18 protein-coding genes are annotated in these 15,580 nt (G+C 37.0%); 15 read left to right on the top strand and 3 right to left on the bottom strand.

Translation table 11 applies throughout. The features are described from left to right. Window positions 1-56: 56 nt before the first annotated feature. The 4 genes from J2S08_RS02270 to J2S08_RS02255 all read left to right on the top strand — a co-directional run bounded on the left by J2S08_RS02270 (window position 57) and on the right by J2S08_RS02255 (window position 2,938). Window positions 57-434 carry a UPF0738 family protein gene (locus tag J2S08_RS02270; RefSeq protein WP_307226259.1) on the top strand — a complete coding sequence of 126 codons (378 nt, stop codon included), beginning with the start codon at window positions 57-59 and terminating at the stop codon, window positions 432-434. A 10-nt stretch (window positions 435-444) separates the two neighbouring features. After that, window positions 445-1,137, top strand: a complete 693-nt coding sequence (locus tag J2S08_RS02265; protein ID WP_307226258.1) for a GTP pyrophosphokinase — start codon at window positions 445-447, stop codon at window positions 1,135-1,137. 103 nt (window positions 1,138-1,240) lie between these two features. Then, window positions 1,241-2,041 carry an NAD kinase gene (locus J2S08_RS02260; protein WP_307226256.1) on the top strand — a complete coding sequence of 267 codons (801 nt, stop codon included), beginning with the start codon at window positions 1,241-1,243 and terminating at the stop codon, window positions 2,039-2,041. Window positions 2,042-2,056: 15 nt separating this feature from the next. Continuing rightward, entirely contained in the window at window positions 2,057-2,938 is an 882-nt protein-coding gene (locus J2S08_RS02255; protein ID WP_307226254.1) for an RluA family pseudouridine synthase, read from the top strand. A 294-nt stretch (window positions 2,939-3,232) separates the two neighbouring features. On the opposite strand, the gene prpE is transcribed toward J2S08_RS02255, so the two are convergent. After that, window positions 3,233-3,967 carry a bis(5'-nucleosyl)-tetraphosphatase PrpE gene (gene prpE / locus J2S08_RS02250; protein ID WP_307226253.1) on the bottom strand — a complete coding sequence of 245 codons (735 nt, stop codon included), beginning with the start codon at window positions 3,965-3,967 and terminating at the stop codon, window positions 3,233-3,235. 220 nt (window positions 3,968-4,187) lie between these two features. On the opposite strand from prpE, the gene mgtE reads away from it, so the two are divergent. Next, the gene (gene mgtE / locus J2S08_RS02245) at window positions 4,188-5,564 is read left to right on the top strand and encodes a magnesium transporter (protein WP_307226251.1); all 1,377 of its coding nucleotides are present in this window, start codon (window positions 4,188-4,190) and stop codon (window positions 5,562-5,564) included. A gap of 95 nt (window positions 5,565-5,659) precedes the next feature. After that, window positions 5,660-7,516, top strand: a complete 1,857-nt coding sequence (locus tag J2S08_RS02240; RefSeq protein WP_307226249.1) for a monovalent cation:proton antiporter family protein — start codon at window positions 5,660-5,662, stop codon at window positions 7,514-7,516. A 496-nt stretch (window positions 7,517-8,012) separates the two neighbouring features. On the opposite strand, the gene J2S08_RS02235 is transcribed toward J2S08_RS02240, so the two are convergent. Next, window positions 8,013-8,822, bottom strand: coding sequence for an ABC transporter ATP-binding protein (locus J2S08_RS02235; RefSeq protein WP_307226247.1), 810 nt, complete (start codon window positions 8,820-8,822; stop codon window positions 8,013-8,015). Window positions 8,823-9,108: 286 nt separating this feature from the next. Here J2S08_RS02235 and fabI point away from each other — a divergent pair, with 286 nt between their 5' ends. Next, window positions 9,109-9,888 (top strand): enoyl-ACP reductase FabI, encoded by a 780-nt coding sequence (fabI, locus tag J2S08_RS02230; protein ID WP_307226245.1) that lies wholly within the window; start codon window positions 9,109-9,111, stop codon window positions 9,886-9,888. A gap of 112 nt (window positions 9,889-10,000) precedes the next feature. Beyond that, window positions 10,001-10,648, top strand: a complete 648-nt coding sequence (locus J2S08_RS02225) for a CotO family spore coat protein (protein ID WP_307226243.1) — start codon at window positions 10,001-10,003, stop codon at window positions 10,646-10,648. 42 nt (window positions 10,649-10,690) lie between these two features. Here the strand turns inward: J2S08_RS02225 and J2S08_RS02220 are convergent, their stop codons facing one another. Next, entirely contained in the window at window positions 10,691-11,254 is a 564-nt protein-coding gene (locus J2S08_RS02220) for a CotY/CotZ family spore coat protein (protein ID WP_307226242.1), read from the bottom strand. Between the two features lie 291 nt (window positions 11,255-11,545). Between J2S08_RS02220 and J2S08_RS02215 the strand changes: the two genes are divergently transcribed. The 7 genes from J2S08_RS02215 to J2S08_RS02185 all read left to right on the top strand — a co-directional run bounded on the left by J2S08_RS02215 (window position 11,546) and on the right by J2S08_RS02185 (window position 15,509). Continuing rightward, a complete protein-coding gene (locus J2S08_RS02215; RefSeq protein WP_307226240.1) occupies window positions 11,546-11,908 on the top strand; it encodes a DUF1360 domain-containing protein in 363 nt (120 codons plus the stop codon). A 348-nt stretch (window positions 11,909-12,256) separates the two neighbouring features. Further along, on the top strand, window positions 12,257-12,733 hold the full coding sequence (locus tag J2S08_RS02210; RefSeq protein WP_307226238.1) for a YhcN/YlaJ family sporulation lipoprotein: 477 nt from the start codon (window positions 12,257-12,259) through the stop codon (window positions 12,731-12,733). A 13-nt stretch (window positions 12,734-12,746) separates the two neighbouring features. Then, a complete protein-coding gene (spoVAC, locus tag J2S08_RS02205; RefSeq protein WP_307226236.1) occupies window positions 12,747-13,220 on the top strand; it encodes a stage V sporulation protein AC in 474 nt (157 codons plus the stop codon). Then, window positions 13,220-14,239 carry a stage V sporulation protein AD gene (gene spoVAD, locus J2S08_RS02200; protein ID WP_307226234.1) on the top strand — a complete coding sequence of 340 codons (1,020 nt, stop codon included), beginning with the start codon at window positions 13,220-13,222 and terminating at the stop codon, window positions 14,237-14,239. Before spoVAC ends, spoVAD begins: the two co-directional genes overlap by 1 nt. Window positions 14,240-14,347: 108 nt before the next feature. Then, window positions 14,348-14,704 carry a stage V sporulation protein AE gene (gene spoVAE, locus J2S08_RS02195; protein WP_307226232.1) on the top strand — a complete coding sequence of 119 codons (357 nt, stop codon included), beginning with the start codon at window positions 14,348-14,350 and terminating at the stop codon, window positions 14,702-14,704. A 116-nt stretch (window positions 14,705-14,820) separates the two neighbouring features. Then, window positions 14,821-14,946, top strand: a complete 126-nt coding sequence (locus tag J2S08_RS02190) for a YjcZ family sporulation protein (protein WP_307226230.1) — start codon at window positions 14,821-14,823, stop codon at window positions 14,944-14,946. A gap of 299 nt (window positions 14,947-15,245) precedes the next feature. Then, window positions 15,246-15,509, top strand: a complete 264-nt coding sequence (locus J2S08_RS02185; RefSeq protein WP_307226228.1) for a stage VI sporulation protein F — start codon at window positions 15,246-15,248, stop codon at window positions 15,507-15,509. Window positions 15,510-15,580: the final 71 nt, after the last annotated feature.

Genomic DNA, 15,580 nt, shown 5'->3' with positions numbered 1-15,580 from the left:
AACTTTGAAGAAGATGGGCACTGAAGCTATAATAAGAAAGGTGGAGGTTATGCGTGATGAGGAAAAAAATCCATTTTAACAAATTCAATCAGACAGCGTTGTCATTGGAGTTGCTTACAGAGGAAAAAGTTTCTTTTCGTTCTTTGGAAGCGGCAGCGCAAATGATTGTCGATTCAGATGAAACTGCATTTATATATTTGGTCTCAGATGAAAAAGAGTATGTTTATTTTTATATTCATGAACAAGTCTGGCCGGCGTTGAAAGCAGCGCTTGCAAGCGGGACAAAGATTGAGGCTATTTCTTATAATGAAAGGCTTGAGTTAATCAACTTTCACGAGGAACTAACTTACTTGATTGAAAATATTCAAGGAAATGGAAATTATGGAGAGCAGATGGTGAAAAAGGTAGAAGCGACGTTTTTATCCGCTTTGTGAGGTGATGTTGATGAACCATTGGGATCAATTTCTTGCTCCTTATAAGCAGGCAGTAGAGGAGTTAAAAGTAAAATTAAAAGGAATGCGTGGACAATTTCAATACGATCACAGTCATTCGCCAATTGAATTTGTGACTGGACGTGTGAAACCAATTGCAAGTATTTTGGATAAGGCAAATCAAAAGCGCATTCCTCTTGATAAATTAAGCAGCGATATGCAAGATATTGCCGGATTAAGAATGATGTGTCAATTTGTAGATGATATTAAAACAGTGGTTGAGCTGCTCCGTAACCGTAATGATATGCGGATCGTTGAAGAGCGTGATTATATTTCCCATAAGAAACCGAGCGGTTATCGATCTTATCATGTGGTAATTGAATATCCTGTTCAAACAATTCACGGTGAAAAAATAATACTTGCAGAAATTCAAATCCGCACGTTGGCTATGAACTTTTGGGCGACGATTGAACATTCATTGCATTATAAATATAAAGGCCGCTTCCCAGATGAAATTAGTATGCGACTTAAGCGAGCGGCAGAAGCCGCTTTTCGATTGGATGAAGAAATGTCACAAATAAAGGAAGAAATTCAAGAAGCGCAAGTCTATTTTTCAAAAAACAAAGAAACGCTGTTAAAAGAGAAAAAGGAAAAAAGTGAAGGAAGCTCACTAAATGGGGCTTTTTATAAAAATGGAGATCACTAACTATAAGAACTGATAGCTTGTTCCTATTACTTGCTTGTCCTATATGCAACAGCAGCTATTAAACATGCACTTTAAAGAAAATTTTCACAAAAGGGTGTCGATCATGAAATTTTCCATTACGTCGAAAGGTGATTCACAGTCGAATGCGTTAATGCATAAGATGCGGACATATTTATTAGATTTTGATCTAGTATATGATGAAAGTCAACCAGATATCGTTATTTCTGTTGGTGGCGACGGGACTCTTTTATATGCTTTTCACCGTTATAGTTCAAGGCTTGATAAAACTGCTTTTGTTGGTGTACATACAGGCCATCTTGGCTTTTATGCAGATTGGGTGCCTTCTGAAATTGAAAAGCTTGTCATCGCAATTGCGAAAACTCCGTATCAAGTGATTGAATACCCGCTTTTAGAAGTTATTGTTCGTTATCAGCATGGCGGAAAAGAATCACGATATCTTGCATTAAATGAATGCACAGTAAAAAGTGTCGAAGGTACTCTCGTTATGGATGTTGAAATCCGCGGCGAGCATTTTGAACGTTTTAGAGGCGACGGACTTTGTATTTCTACTCCATCTGGCAGTACTGCATACAATAAAGCATTAGGTGGAGCAATTATTCATCCTTCTCTGCAATCCATTCAACTAGCTGAAATGGCATCTATTAATAATAAAGTGTTTAGAACGATCGGCTCACCTTTAATTTTGCCAGGACATCATACTTGTATGTTAAAACCAGTAAATCGACCAGATTTTATGGTGACGATTGACCATTTAACACTACTGCATCGCGACTTAAAGTCGATCCAATTTCGGGTAGCAAAGGAAAAAGTCCGCTTTGCGCGCTTTCGCCCATTCCCTTTTTGGAAACGAGTGCATGATTCCTTCATATCCGATGCTGATTAATAAGGAGGATAAAAAATGACCGCTTTTTTTCTCCAATGGGAGATTGATCAGCAGAACGCTATGAAGACAATCAAGGAGTTTTTACAGACGCAGCACGTGTCTAGGAGAGCGCTTACTGCTATTAAGTTTTCTGGGGGATCGATATGTGTTAATGGGATTGAGCAAAATGTCCGCTATCAGCTACAAGCATCTGATATATTAACGATTGTGTTTCCACCAGAAAATCCTAGCAATAAGCTGGCAGGAGAGAATATTCCACTTGTTATAAAGTATGAAGATCGAGATGTTTTGGTTGTTGATAAACCTGCAGGCATGAATACCATTCCTTCGCGGGAGCATCCGAGCGGAAGTCTAGCTAATGCGATTATAGGGTATTATGAACAAATAGCTTTGCAGCGAGCTGTACATATTGTAACAAGATTGGATCGCCAAACGTCAGGTCTTGTCCTCATTGCAAAGCATCGTTATGCGCACCATCTCTTTAGTGAAATGCAAAAGCAGCAAAAGATAGAAAGAATATATGAAGCATTTGCAAAAGGAGTATGCAAAGAAAAGGAAGGGTTTATTGAGTTGCCAATTGGCAGAAAGTGCGACAGCATCATAGAGCGGGAAGTACGATCGGATGGACAGTATGCTGCCACCCATTATCGGGTTATTTCCCAATATGCTGATTTTTGCCATCTACAATTACGACTTGAAACTGGGAGAACACATCAAATTCGTGTTCATCTCTCCCATATCGGTCATCCACTCTTGGGAGATGAGTTATATGATGGTCCTCTTGATCAAATTAAAAGACAGGCACTGCACTGTAAGGAGCTCCGCTTTTATCATCCTTTCTTGCATAAACATCTTACTTTTTGCTCTGCTTTGCCAGCCGATTTATCCCACATCTAACTGGGAGTAAGACCCCCACCTCAAGAGCACGAGGAATCAGAAGCGCTAGGTGGGGGGAAACTGAAAGTCAAATGTCCGATTGGTTCGGGCCGACAGGATAAGGAAAGCTTCTTGAATCAACATCGCACGAAGAAAAGCGGTTTCCTTCTCGAGGCCGCCTGCGATCTTAGCCTTTGTTCTACTTCTTATCAGTGGGGGATGAGAGAAATCTTTAATGGTATTCTAAAAAAGGGGATGACTGTAAAAGAACGCCTTGGCGTCCTTTGAGTCTCCCTTCTTTTTTGTTGTGAAACGCTAATAGGAACGAAATTTCTCTTGTTTAAAGGGCATCGTAGAAGGCACATCAACGATTTCTCTTTCAGGATATCGAAGCGCAGTTAATTTTCCACCGAAGACAGCGCCAGTATCGATATTAACAGTATTTTTCAAGAAACGAGCTTGCAATACGGGTGTATGTCCATAAACAATAAACGCCTTTCCATCGTAAGAGGCCGCCCAATCCCTTCTTACTGGAGAACCGTCAGGATGTTTTTCTCCAGTGATATCTCCATATAAAACAAATGTTTTCACATTCTTGTTGTACCTTCCAATGTCTTTCTCGCGGATGCCTGCATGTGCAATAATCAATCGCTTATTATCCAATTGAGCATATAATGGTGCATGTTCATAAAGTTGAATAAATTTTTCCTGATAATCATGAAAATCTGTTTTTGAAAGCTGCATTAATTCATGTACAGTTGTTTCTAATCCATGTTTTTTTTGGACTGGACGTCCTAAAAAATAGCGATAAAGTTTGTTGCAATGATTTCCAGGTACATAGATAGCAAGTTTCTGTCGCCAAAGTTGATAGACAACGTCGATTGTTTTTAATGATTGTGGTCCACGGTCTGTTAAGTCACCTACAAACCCAAGGATGCGCTGATGTGGATGGATAGGAACTCCATCTTGCCACTGATAACCTAATTTAACTGTCAATTGATAAAATTCATGGAAGCATCCATGAATATCGCCAATAATATCAATATTCATGATTCACCTCAGGAATATGTTTTTTGTATGAATAGGATTCCCAATTAATAAAGATTAAGTTTAGCAATATAATCCAATAATTCCCATTTAAAAGATCAGGTTGTTCGTTTCAAGAAAAAGCTGACGATATCATTACATTACTTTTTTTAAGATAAGTAACGACAATCTTGAAAAGATTTGTTAGGATAATGAAGACAAGATGGAAGGAGGGGAAGTGACGATGGGAGAAGCTTATATGGAGGAAGCAAGACAATTGAATGAGGAAATATTGCTGAAGGCACTTCAAGAAGAAAATATCGATGTCTTTCGAGATGAATTTATAGACAGCCATCCATATGACCAAGCCACGTTTTTCATGACACTTGAACAACAGCAACGTATATATGTCTATTATTACCTTTCTCCTAAAGAAATTTCCAATTTGTTCGAAAATCTTGAGATTGAAGATGACGAATATGAGATGTTGTTAGCAGATATGGACCCAAGCTATGCAGCAGACATGTTAAGCCATATGTATGCTGATAATGCTGTAGATGTCCTTAATCGTCTAGATAAGGTTCAAGTTGCTAGTTATTTATCAATTATGAATCCTGAGGCAGCTCAGGAGATAAAAGACTTGCTTCACTACGAAGAATATACTGCTGGAAGTATTATGACGACGGAATATGTTGCGATTGTAGCTAATCAAACAGTTCGGTCCGCCATGTATATTTTAAAAAGTGAAGCACCAAAAGCAGAAACGATTTATTATGTGTATGTCATTGACGATTATAAACGATTGCTAGGTGTTATTTCTTTAAGGGATTTAATTATTAGCGACGATGAAACAATGATTTCCGAAATTATTAATGATCGGGTTGTATCAGTTTCAGTAGGGGAAGATCAAGAGGAAGTCGCTAGAACGATGAAAGATTATAATTTCCTAGCTGTACCGGTTGTTGATTTTCAAAATCATTTGCTTGGCATTATTACATTTGACGATATTATCGATGTAATGGATGAGGAAGCATCTGACGATTACTCAAAATTAGCAGGGGTTACCGATGTCGATTCAACTGATAAAAATCCATTTTCAGCTGCGAAGAAGAGATTACCTTGGTTGATCATTCTACTGTTTCTCGGGATGTTTACAGCTAGTTTAATTGGTCGTTTTGAGGATACTCTCAGCCAAGTTGCTATCTTAGCAGTGTTTATCCCATTAATTGCAGGAATGGCTGGAAATACAGGAACGCAAGCACTGGCAGTCTCTGTTAGAAGTATTGCAACCGGTGATATTGAGAAAGAAAGCAAATGGAAACTCATTGCTCGTGAAGCAGGTACAGGTTTCATCACAGGAACGACATGCGGCATCTTAATTACAATTATTGTCTATCTATGGAAGGGAGAACTTTTTCTTGGTATGCTTGTTGGCATATCAATCCTTGCTTCCCTTTTTGTTGCAACACTTGCTGGGGCGTTAGTTCCTCTCTTCATGCATAAATTGAAGATTGATCCAGCAGTTGCATCTGGACCTTTTATTACGACGATTAACGACATTATTTCTATACTTATTTATTTTGGAATGGCAACGATGTTTATGAATTACTTGGTTCATTGATAGATTGTATTATTTAAAGCCACCCTCTATCATCATGGCAGCTATTAGATAAGAAGAGATACCTTGATATTTATTTCTGAAAGGGGAGGTTTACATTGGAGCAGCCAGCATCATTAATCTCGATTGTGATTGTTATTGTTGTCGCATTTCTAACACCTATTTTACTACATCGATTTAAAATGAATTTTATACCAGTCGTTATTGCTGAAATTATAATGGGGCTATTAATAGGGAAAAGTGGACTAAATTTAGTTCATGATGATATGTGGCTGCAAACATTGTCAACATTAGGATTCATTTTTTTAATGTTTTTAAGTGGTGTTGAGATTGACTTTTCCGCGTTTTCTGGAAACAAAAAAACGGTTTTGCTGCCTAATGGAAAAAAGGAACCTCATCGTCTAGGTACAGCGACCGTTATTTTTGCTGGTATTTTTGTCATATCGCTCTTATTGTCTTATCTTTTTGTTTGGATTGGTTTAATTGAAAATGCATTTTTGATGACATTAATCATTTCAACCATTTCGCTTGGAGTCGTTGTACCTACGTTAAAAGAAGCTAATATCATGAAAACTGGAATCGGTCAAATTATTTTGTTAATCGCCGTCATTGCTGACTTGATTACAATGGTTTTATTAGCGGTTTTTGTTTCTATATCTGGAGATGGAAAGGGAAATATGTGGCTGCTACTCATTTTATTTGGAGCAGGAATCTTATTATTTATTGTCGCGAAAAGGTTCAAGAACAAGGCGCTTTTTGAAGTTTTGTCAGCGGGAACTGTTCAGATTGGAACTCGTGCTGTTTTTACCTTGATTATTGTCCTTGTCGCTTTATCTGAATCAGTAGGAGCCGAAAATATTCTCGGAGCTTTCTTAGCAGGGGTTCTCGTTTCTTTATTGGCGCCGAATCAGGAAATGATTCGACAGCTTGACTCTTTTGGATATGGATTTTTTATTCCAATATTCTTTGTGATGGTCGGAGTCGATTTAGAACTATGGTCTTTATTATCAGACAAGAAGCTCCTTATGCTCATCCCATTATTGTTGTTGGCACTGCTTATTTCGAAGCTTATTCCCGTCTATTTGCTACGGAAATGGTATGATAAACAGACTGTCTTAGCAGCTGCCTTTTTATTAACATCAACTTTATCGCTTGTGATTGCAGCAGCGAAAATTGCAGAACGAATCGGGGTCATTACCCCAGAAATGAGCGGCATGCTCATTTTAGTAGCGGTGATCAGTTGTATCATTACGCCAATTGTATTTAAGAAGCTCTTTCCAAAAGAAAACGGGGAAGAGAGAAGGCTAAAGGTAGCATTAGTAGGAGCGAATCAGCTCACCTTGCCATTAGTTCGTGAATTGGATAGTTCTTCCTTTGAGCCGATGCTTTATCATACAAAAATTGATAAATCGGATCGCCAAATTGCCGATTCTTTATTTAACATTGTTGAAATGCCGAATTATGAAGAAGAGACATTGATCGAGAATGGCATCTTTACAGCAGATATCGTTGTTTTTTCAACTGGGGATGAAGAATTGAATGCAACGTTGTCAGTAGCTGCGAAAGAACATGATGTTAATAGGGTCATTGCTCGGATCGAAAGCCCTGATCTTGATGAAACATTAAAAGAGCAGGGAGTTGAAGTATTTTCAATGTTTCTCTCAACGAAGGCGTTATTTCGAGCACTCATTGAGTCGCCTAATGTGATGCAGATTTTAACAAATCAAGATACTTCCTTATATGAAATTCATATGAAAAATCAGCAGTTTGAAGGGATGACACTAAGACAATTTCCTTTTACAGGTGATGTCATTTTCGTACGCATCTTTCGTGGGAAGGATTCGATTGTGCCTCATGGAGATACGGAGTTGCTTGTAAATGATAAGCTAATCGTAACTGGTTCAAAAGAGTATGTCGATGAGTTAAAGAGGGAATTGCAATTTTTCTACGAATAAAGGCAATCGCTTCTCTCATTTCGCTGTAGGAGAAGCAATGTTCGTCTTGAGGCAGCGAAAGTGAACTGCTGCTTCTCTGAATAAAAGGTAAACGAAAGAAAACTTCCAATGAGCTAATGGAAGTTTTCTTTTCATGCTAAAATGTTTAGAAGAGTATGATTGTCGATATGGGATCGCTTTTTTGTTTTGCATGATAAGGATACTTTTTCATTCACTGCCAATAGGCGGTTGGGGTGAATGAATGGGTGTTTGTTGGATATTTACAATAAGGTATAGGTGGTGTGATAACGGATGAAAGCGATTTCCTATAAATATCGACAATACTCTTTTCACATTGAAGCTCGGTTTACGTAAAACCTACGTATTGCTGCCTCCTTTCCTTTATTTGACCATGGTTCTCTATAAAGAATACCACGTTTATTGGTAATGAAAATCATTATCAATTAAATAGTAACGTTTTTATACTGAAAAGTCAAGGATTAGAGGCATCTTCCTTTTACACTACTTTTTCAATTGGCTGTTTTAAGAGATTATATGATAAACAGACTGGGCAGCCTAATTCTGGATCTGGAATAATACGAGCATCAATATGAAAAACATCTTTTAAAACATGAGAAGTAATAACTGATTGTGGATCTCCTTCATAAATCAGATTTCCAGCATGCATGGCAGCTATGTAGTGAGAAAATCTAGCAGCATGATTAAGGTCATGAATAACCATGACAATGGTTTTCTTTTCTCGCTTGTTTAAATCTTGAAGCAGCGTTAAAATCTCAAGTTGGTGCGCCATATCTAAATAAGTAGTCGGCTCATCTAAAAGCAAAATTTCTGTTCCTTGAGCTAAGGCCATTGCAATCCAAACTCTTTGTCTTTGTCCACCTGACAAGGCATCAACTGCTTGATGGCGGAAAAGTGTTAAACCCGTTACCTCCAGTGCCCAATCGATCATATCATAATCTTCTTTTGTTAAACGGCCAAAACCTTTCTGATGGGGAAAGCGGCCGTAGGAAATCAATTCGTGCACCGTTAATCCTGCTGGAGAATCTGGACTTTGCGGCAAGATAGCAAGCCGTTTTGCTGTTTCTTTCGTTGATTCTTTATGAATAGACTTTCCATCTAAATAAACGTATCCGCTTATCGGTTTTAAAATACGTGACAACGCTTTTAAAAAAGTGGACTTACCACACCCATTTGGTCCGATAATAGAGGTGATTTTCCCTCGAGGAATCGAAAGCTTTAAATCATTTACAATTATTTTATCTCCATAGCCAATCCTAACGTTATTAGCTTCTAAGATTTCCGTCATTTCTAAAACACTCCTCATGAGATGAAATCGATAATGACTTTCATTATCAAGTTGGTATGATCATTATAATAGAAACCATCGTCTTTGACAAGAACATAGCGCTCTGCGAAAAAGGATCATTTCAGAGTGTGAAAGGTAATGTAAACCTTGAATTATGTTCTCTTATTTATAAAAAATAGATGTATTAAGCAGATTTTTAGAGAGGTTTGTCCTTTTCAAGCGTAGAAAAATCAGGTAATATTAGGACTAGGTACTAATAACGTGTATAAATCGGGAGGCTAATATAATGAATTTTGCGTTAGAAGGTAAAACATTTGTTGTGATGGGAGTTGCAAACAAACGGAGCATTGCTTGGGGAATTGCTTGTTCCCTTCATAAAGCTGGAGCTAGATTGGTTTTTACTTATGCTGGGGAAAGGCTTGAAAAAAATGTTCGCGAATTAGCTGCAACTTTAAATGATGAGTCATTGATTTTGCCTTGTGATGTTACTTCTGATGAAGATATTGAAAAATGCTTTGCTGCTATCAAAGAGGCGGTCGGTCCAATTCATGGATTAGCGCACTGCATTGCATTTGCTAATAAAGAAGAACTGAATGGCGATTACTTAAATGTTACTCGGGATGGTTTTTTACTTGCTCAAAATATTAGTGCATATTCTTTAACAGCTGTAGTGAAGACTGTCAAAGAGCTTGAGATGATGCCAGAGGGAGGCAGCATTGTCACAATGACGTATTTAGGCGGCGAACGTGTCGTATCAAATTATAATGTCATGGGAGTTGCAAAAGCATCACTTGATGCAAGCGTGAAATATTTAGCAAATGATCTTGGAAAAAATGACATACGGGTCAACTCGATATCTGCAGGTCCAATCCGAACATTATCAGCAAAAGGGGTTAGTGATTTCAATTCTATACTGAAGGAAATTGAAGAAAAAGCGCCGCTTCGCCGCTGCACTACGCAGGAAGAGGTCGGCGATACAGCTGTTTTCTTATTTAGTCACTTTTCACGAGGCATTACTGGTGAAAATATTCACGTTGACTCAGGCTATCATATTCTTGGAAATTAAAATGAAGAAAAACCAGCAGCTAATTATTAGCTGCTGGTTTTTCTTTTTGCGCAAATAACTACTCTGGTGCATACATATAGAAATGAGCAAAAAAATAGGCGAGGTGGAAAAAATGAAGAGAAAAATAGTAACAATGGAACAGAAGCCTTTGCTATATATTGACCAACCAACTTTATCTCCGGTTTCATTTAAAATGCAAGAAAAATTTTATGCAAAAGATGAGCCGAAAAACGATATCTTAAAGAAAAAAGAATCCATTCAACAGAATCAAAAAAAGAAAAGAAAAGAAGGTCCTCATATAGAAGAGAGGCTGCAACAATATGATGAAATCGAAATTGATATTAAGAATAAAGAAAAAATAGTATCTCTAGATAAAAAACCAAATCCAATAAAAATAAACGAAAAAGAAGCAAATCAAAAAGAATTGAATGAAAAAACGGTTAATGAAAAAAAAAACGAAGAAATGAAAGTTGAAAATAAAGAACATGATACACCTTTATTACTTTCTAATCCAGTATTTTCCTTTCAGCCATTGAAATCTTTTAAAGATATGACAATTGAAGAACGTCTTAAGTATTTAGCTCGTTTTCCGAAAAATTCTGCCCCTTTTCCTTGTGAATTTATTACAGATACAAAGAGGTATAGAGGGAATTTAGTTGCATATGATGACCAAAATGTCAAAATTGCTACCTTTAGTGGAAAGCAGATATCAATCTTAAAAACCGATCTTCAATACATTAGAATAATGGGTCTACTGTGAAAAGAAAAAGACAGCCGGTATATGACCGGCCGACTTCTTTTTTTAGTCGCAAATGCCAAGGTACACGTCACGAATACATTGAACTGCAGAGAAGCTGCGAAGATCTACAGTGACACAACTACCAGTACTTTCGAAATTTGTAACCCTGCACACCTGGCTCAAGTCAATACAGCAATCTTTTGTAATATCAATTGTTTCTCTTCGAGGATGACTATGCTCTTCCTCATCATAGTGTTCATGGTGACGATGTCCAATAGGACGAAGTACTCTTAATGTTGCGCAGCAGTTATCAAAAATTTCTTCAACACGAAAGAAAATTGAAACACATGCTGTATCGTCTTTTTTTCCATGGTGATGAAATGGCATAAAAAAAGCATGAAAAGGGCTTCCGTCCGCAGTTTTTAAGACAAAAACACGTGTATCGGCTCTTTGTCTTTTATTTCGAGAGACTAAATCGCCTAAAGGTTCTATAAAGCAATTCGTAGGACATCCCAGACAGTCTTCTTCTTCAGCTATATCTTGAATATGTTTAATTGCCCGTACGACTTCACATACACAGTTTCGATCACACTTTTCTCTTTCTCTTTTTGGATCGCGTTGACTCATAGAAACTTCCTCCTTAATATTTGTTGTATCCTTCACTATTAACATATTGTAAAAGTACTTTTTGGGTTACGGACAAACGCCTTTTATAAAAAAAAATGGGCATTTAATAAAACATTTTAAAAAAATAAGGAGTCCTACAGTTCGATGTAGCTGTGAAGTATTTTTCATTCGTCTCGGGAACGTCATGCTTATGTAAAGTAATGATGAATGGCTCACTTATATATTCTTTAGTAAAAAGAAAGCTTTCGGTTAATTTACAGGAAGCTTGAATTTATTTGAGGAGTTTGCTTTATGAAAATAACTTTTTTACAATTTTTATTATTAAGCTTTGCCTCATTTAGGCTGACACGATTAGTGGTATTTGATAAAATTACAGAATTTCTTCGGCGCCCATTTTTCGATGAGGTTTTGGAGAAAAATGAGGATGGGGAGGAAGAGGTTTATTTGCTTCCGAAAAAAAATGGTTTGAAAGGATGGATAGGAGAGCTTCTAAGTTGTTATTGGTGTACAGGAATTTGGATAGCTGCTTGTTTATTTTTATGTTGGCTGTGGATTCCTTTTTATTCAATGCCTGTCATTTTAATCTTGGCAATTGCAGGTGGAGGGGCCTTATTGGAAACAGCTATACAACATTGGCTATCTGATGATTACTAAGATAAAAGTCGTTTCACTCTTCCCTTTTCCACATAGAATAATATTAGATATATATCAAATAGAAGGGACTGGAAAATATGAAACGGCTACAACCAGCTCCAAATGCCGGGAAAAGACGGCCATTAAAGAAAAAAGGATGCGGCTGTGGAAAAAAAAAATGAAAAACTGACTGGAAGACAGTCAGTTTTTTTGATTGTTTAAATATTTAATTTTACCTTTATTTTTAAAGTATTCAAAACTTATCAGTTGATTCCCTTCTCTTTGATGATTCCTCTCTTTTTAATACAAACGGATAAAAACAAAAAAAAAGTTAAAAATAAAAGGAAAATAGTCAAAAAGGGGATCGATATGAGAAGATATATTCCATTTTTCATGATGATGTTTTTACTAATGAGTGTCACGGGGTGTGCTCTTAACAAGAAAAGAACAGAAGAGAGCAGCTATGCACTGTTAAAAACGACACAGCCAACACCAATTGTTATAAAAAAATCCAAAAAACATCAAGTGGTTGGCGACAAAATAGAAAGAGATATAGAAGAAATACCTGCTATTTATGACACAGCGATTGTAGAAAATGAGAAGAGAGTGATTGTTGCTTATAAAGTACGGCATTTACAGCGGTTTAACATGAGAAAAATAGAAAAGAAATTAAACAAAAAACTGGAATCCCGCTATCCAAAAAAACAATTTATTGTTTCTAGCGATTATAAAATTTTTCTAGAGGCAGTAAGACTAAAAGAAGCTTTACAATCTGGAGAAATTTCAAAGAAGGAAGCAGAAAAACGATTTAAAAAAATTATTAGTTTAAGTAGTGAGCTTACATAGGGGGGATTAAAAGATGGAAAAAAACAAGGAAAAAACACCGGAACAGCAGCAGTATGAAAAAATGCAGCAACAATACGAAATAAAACGGCCTATATTAAAAAACTGTCTTCGTGCTTTTTTAGCTGGAGGCATCATTTGTTGTATTGGACAAGCGATTACCTATGGATTTATTTATTTTTCCAATTTTACTGAGCAGACTGCTAGTAATCCTACAGTTGCAACGATGGTATTTTTATCAATGCTTTTAACTGGATTTAGCCTCTACGACAAAATAGGTCAATTTTCAGGTGCGGGAAGCGCAGTTCCTGTAACAGGATTTGGAAATGCTATCATCTCGGCTGCTATTGAGCACCGAACTGAAGGATTTATTCTTGGAATTGGCGGCAATATGTTTAAATTAGCAGGAGCTGTAATTGTTTACGGTGTATTCTCAGCATTTATCGTTGCTTTAGTAAAAACAGCCTTAATTCAATGGGGGGTTATTTAATGCTCCAAGGAGGACAAACATGGAAATTCCCCAACTTGCCTACAATCGTGTCTACAGGAGTAGTTGGTGGTCCGTTTGAAAAAGATGGTCAAATACCAAATGATTTTGATAAATTCCACGATAATATTTGGATGGAACAAGACTCATTTGAAAAAGGACAGCGCATTTTAATAGAAGATGCTATTGAAATTGCGCTTCAAAAGCGAAAATTAATTGAAGACGATGTGCAATTTTTTATTTCTGGAGACTTGCTTAATCAACTTACTCCATCTAGCTTTGCCGCTCGTACAAACAAAATTCCATATTTAGGTATCTTTAGTGCTTGTTCAACTGCAGCAGAGGGACTTGCGATCGCAGCTTTTTTGGTCAATGCGCAAGGAGCTCAGCATGTATTAACTGGTGCTTCAAGCCATCATTCAGCAACTGAAAAGCAATATCGCTATCCTACAGAGTATGGAAGTCAAAAGCCTCCGACTGCGCAATGGACAGTTACTGGTGCTGGAGTAGGCTTAGTAAGTACAGCTAACTATATGAAGGATAACAAAGCACCAAGAGTAACTGCTGCTACGATTGGACGAGTAATTGATATGGGATTAACCGATCCATTTAATTTAGGAGGAGCAATGGCACCAGCTGCTGTAGATACGATCATTAGACATTTTCAGGACTTACAATTGCCACCAAATTACTATGATCTTATTGTAACTGGAGATTTGGCATTGATTGGCCGGAAAGCTGCTTTAGCTCTTTTGCATGAGAAGGGTATGAAGATTGAGGAATCACGGTTTCAAGATTGCGGTATGATGATTTATCGAGAACATCAATCTGTTCAATCTGGAGCTAGTGGTGCTGGTTGTTGTGCCACCGTTTTATACGGACATTTGTTAAATCAAATGAAGCAAGGAATGTTTCAAAAAATGCTATTTGTTGCGACAGGGGCACTGCATTCACCATTGACTTTCCAACAAAATGAGACGATCCCATGCATTGCACATGCTGTTGCGATTGAATATCAATAAAATTTAATAGGAGTATATAAAGAGGGAAACTCTAATACAGCATGAATTGTCATAAAAGATGATTCTGTACAAATGTCTTTATAGGTTGACGGGAAGGTGGTTGAAATTATGTTAGCAATGTTTTTTTGGGCGTTTGTCATTGGTGGTTTAATTTGTGTGATTGGCCAATTATTATTTGATGTTGCCAAACTAACGCCTGCTCATACATTAAGCTTATTAGTCACAGTAGGTGCTGTTATTTCAGGATTTGGTTTATATGATCGGCTAATCGATTTTGCTGGTGCCGGAGCAACAATTCCGATTACAAGTTTTGGAAATTCACTTGTTAAGGGAGCGATGCAAGAGGCTGAAGCACATGGAATTATAGGAGTACTAACCGGGATGTTTGAAATCACTTCTTCAGGGATTTCTGCTGCAATTATTTTCGGAGTAATTGGCGCTATCTTTTTTAAACCAAAGGGTTAATGTTATAGGCCATTATATGTCATAAGAGCTTATCGAATACGGATTACTGCCCAGACATAATGATATCACCCCACATATGATATAAGTGATTCATTACAAAAGTGAGGTGACAGTCTATGCCTTATGGTTTTGGTTACGGTGGTTACGGATATGGCGGTTATTGCGGCGGAGGTTCTACCTTTGTGTTAATCGTAGTTCTTTTTATCCTGCTTATTATTGTGGGAGCAAGTTTTTGCTGTTAAATGCACTTCAGTGGGGCTATTTCCCCACTGATTTTTTTGTTGTTAAACAATCTGCTTTTGCTCATATGTAACTGATAAAGGTGAAAGGAAGAAGTGAGAAATACGTTTTTCAATTCTATTTAGTAAATGTCCGATTTATTGACAAGTAGACAGATTAGCTTGAATAGATAACTTCTTTTTATGGAAGTTAGACTTTTTTCAACCTCTGAACTTAATAAAAGGATAGGCAGCCTCTTTTTATCACCAAAAATGAGATCTTTTCATATGATGGAGTAGTCGAAAGGGAGGCATCTAAAAGAATGGAAAATCAATTTTTTAAAAGTATCGAAGAAAAAACAGGGGTTAATATGAAAGAAATTGTCGATTTGGCCAACTCATTGCAGAATGCAAATTTTAAAGATGAAGATACAGTCAGAAGGATCATTAAAAAGGTATCGAAAATTGCGAACAGATCGGTTCCTAGAGAGCTAGAAGATAAAATGGTCCGTTCTATCGTAGCTGATGGAAAAAAATTAGATTTTGCAACCATTTCAGATATGTTGAATAAAACAAAATTAAAATAAAGAAGAAAATTCAAAAAATAATTGTTTTGATTGAATAAAAGAGGGTATAATAAAAGCAACAAAGGATGAGG

Origin of the sequence: Bacillus chungangensis, from assembly GCF_030812995.1 — a bacterium.
GTDB lineage: Bacteria > Bacillota > Bacilli > Bacillales > Bacillaceae_C > Bacillus_CF > Bacillus_CF chungangensis.
Note: the sequence above shows the minus strand (reverse complement) of the source record. Positions and strands in the feature narration are given on the sequence as shown.

Excerpts from the sequence above, each read along its gene's own strand:
- J2S08_RS02190 (WP_307226230.1), top strand. The coding sequence starts at position 14,821 with ATGCCTTATGGTTTTGGTTACGGTGGTTACGGATATGGCGGTTATTGC.
- spoVAE (WP_307226232.1), top strand. The coding sequence starts at position 14,348 with ATGTTAGCAATGTTTTTTTGGGCGTTTGTCATTGGTGGTTTAATTTGT.
- J2S08_RS02260 (WP_307226256.1), top strand. The coding sequence starts at position 1,241 with ATGAAATTTTCCATTACGTCGAAAGGTGATTCACAGTCGAATGCGTTA.
- J2S08_RS02220 (WP_307226242.1), bottom strand. The coding sequence starts at position 11,254 with ATGAGTCAACGCGATCCAAAAAGAGAAAGAGAAAAGTGTGATCGAAAC.
- spoVAD (WP_307226234.1), top strand. The coding sequence starts at position 13,220 with ATGCTCCAAGGAGGACAAACATGGAAATTCCCCAACTTGCCTACAATC.
- J2S08_RS02215 (WP_307226240.1), top strand. The coding sequence starts at position 11,546 with ATGAAAATAACTTTTTTACAATTTTTATTATTAAGCTTTGCCTCATTT.
- J2S08_RS02235 (WP_307226247.1), bottom strand. The coding sequence starts at position 8,822 with ATGACGGAAATCTTAGAAGCTAATAACGTTAGGATTGGCTATGGAGAT.
- J2S08_RS02225 (WP_307226243.1), top strand. The coding sequence starts at position 10,001 with ATGAAGAGAAAAATAGTAACAATGGAACAGAAGCCTTTGCTATATATT.
- J2S08_RS02265 (WP_307226258.1), top strand. The coding sequence starts at position 445 with ATGAACCATTGGGATCAATTTCTTGCTCCTTATAAGCAGGCAGTAGAG.
- mgtE (WP_307226251.1), top strand. The coding sequence starts at position 4,188 with ATGGGAGAAGCTTATATGGAGGAAGCAAGACAATTGAATGAGGAAATA.
- fabI (WP_307226245.1), top strand. The coding sequence starts at position 9,109 with ATGAATTTTGCGTTAGAAGGTAAAACATTTGTTGTGATGGGAGTTGCA.
- J2S08_RS02270 (WP_307226259.1), top strand. The coding sequence starts at position 57 with ATGAGGAAAAAAATCCATTTTAACAAATTCAATCAGACAGCGTTGTCA.
- prpE (WP_307226253.1), bottom strand. The coding sequence starts at position 3,967 with ATGAATATTGATATTATTGGCGATATTCATGGATGCTTCCATGAATTT.
- J2S08_RS02255 (WP_307226254.1), top strand. The coding sequence starts at position 2,057 with ATGACCGCTTTTTTTCTCCAATGGGAGATTGATCAGCAGAACGCTATG.
- J2S08_RS02210 (WP_307226238.1), top strand. The coding sequence starts at position 12,257 with ATGAGAAGATATATTCCATTTTTCATGATGATGTTTTTACTAATGAGT.
- J2S08_RS02185 (WP_307226228.1), top strand. The coding sequence starts at position 15,246 with ATGGAAAATCAATTTTTTAAAAGTATCGAAGAAAAAACAGGGGTTAAT.
- spoVAC (WP_307226236.1), top strand. The coding sequence starts at position 12,747 with ATGGAAAAAAACAAGGAAAAAACACCGGAACAGCAGCAGTATGAAAAA.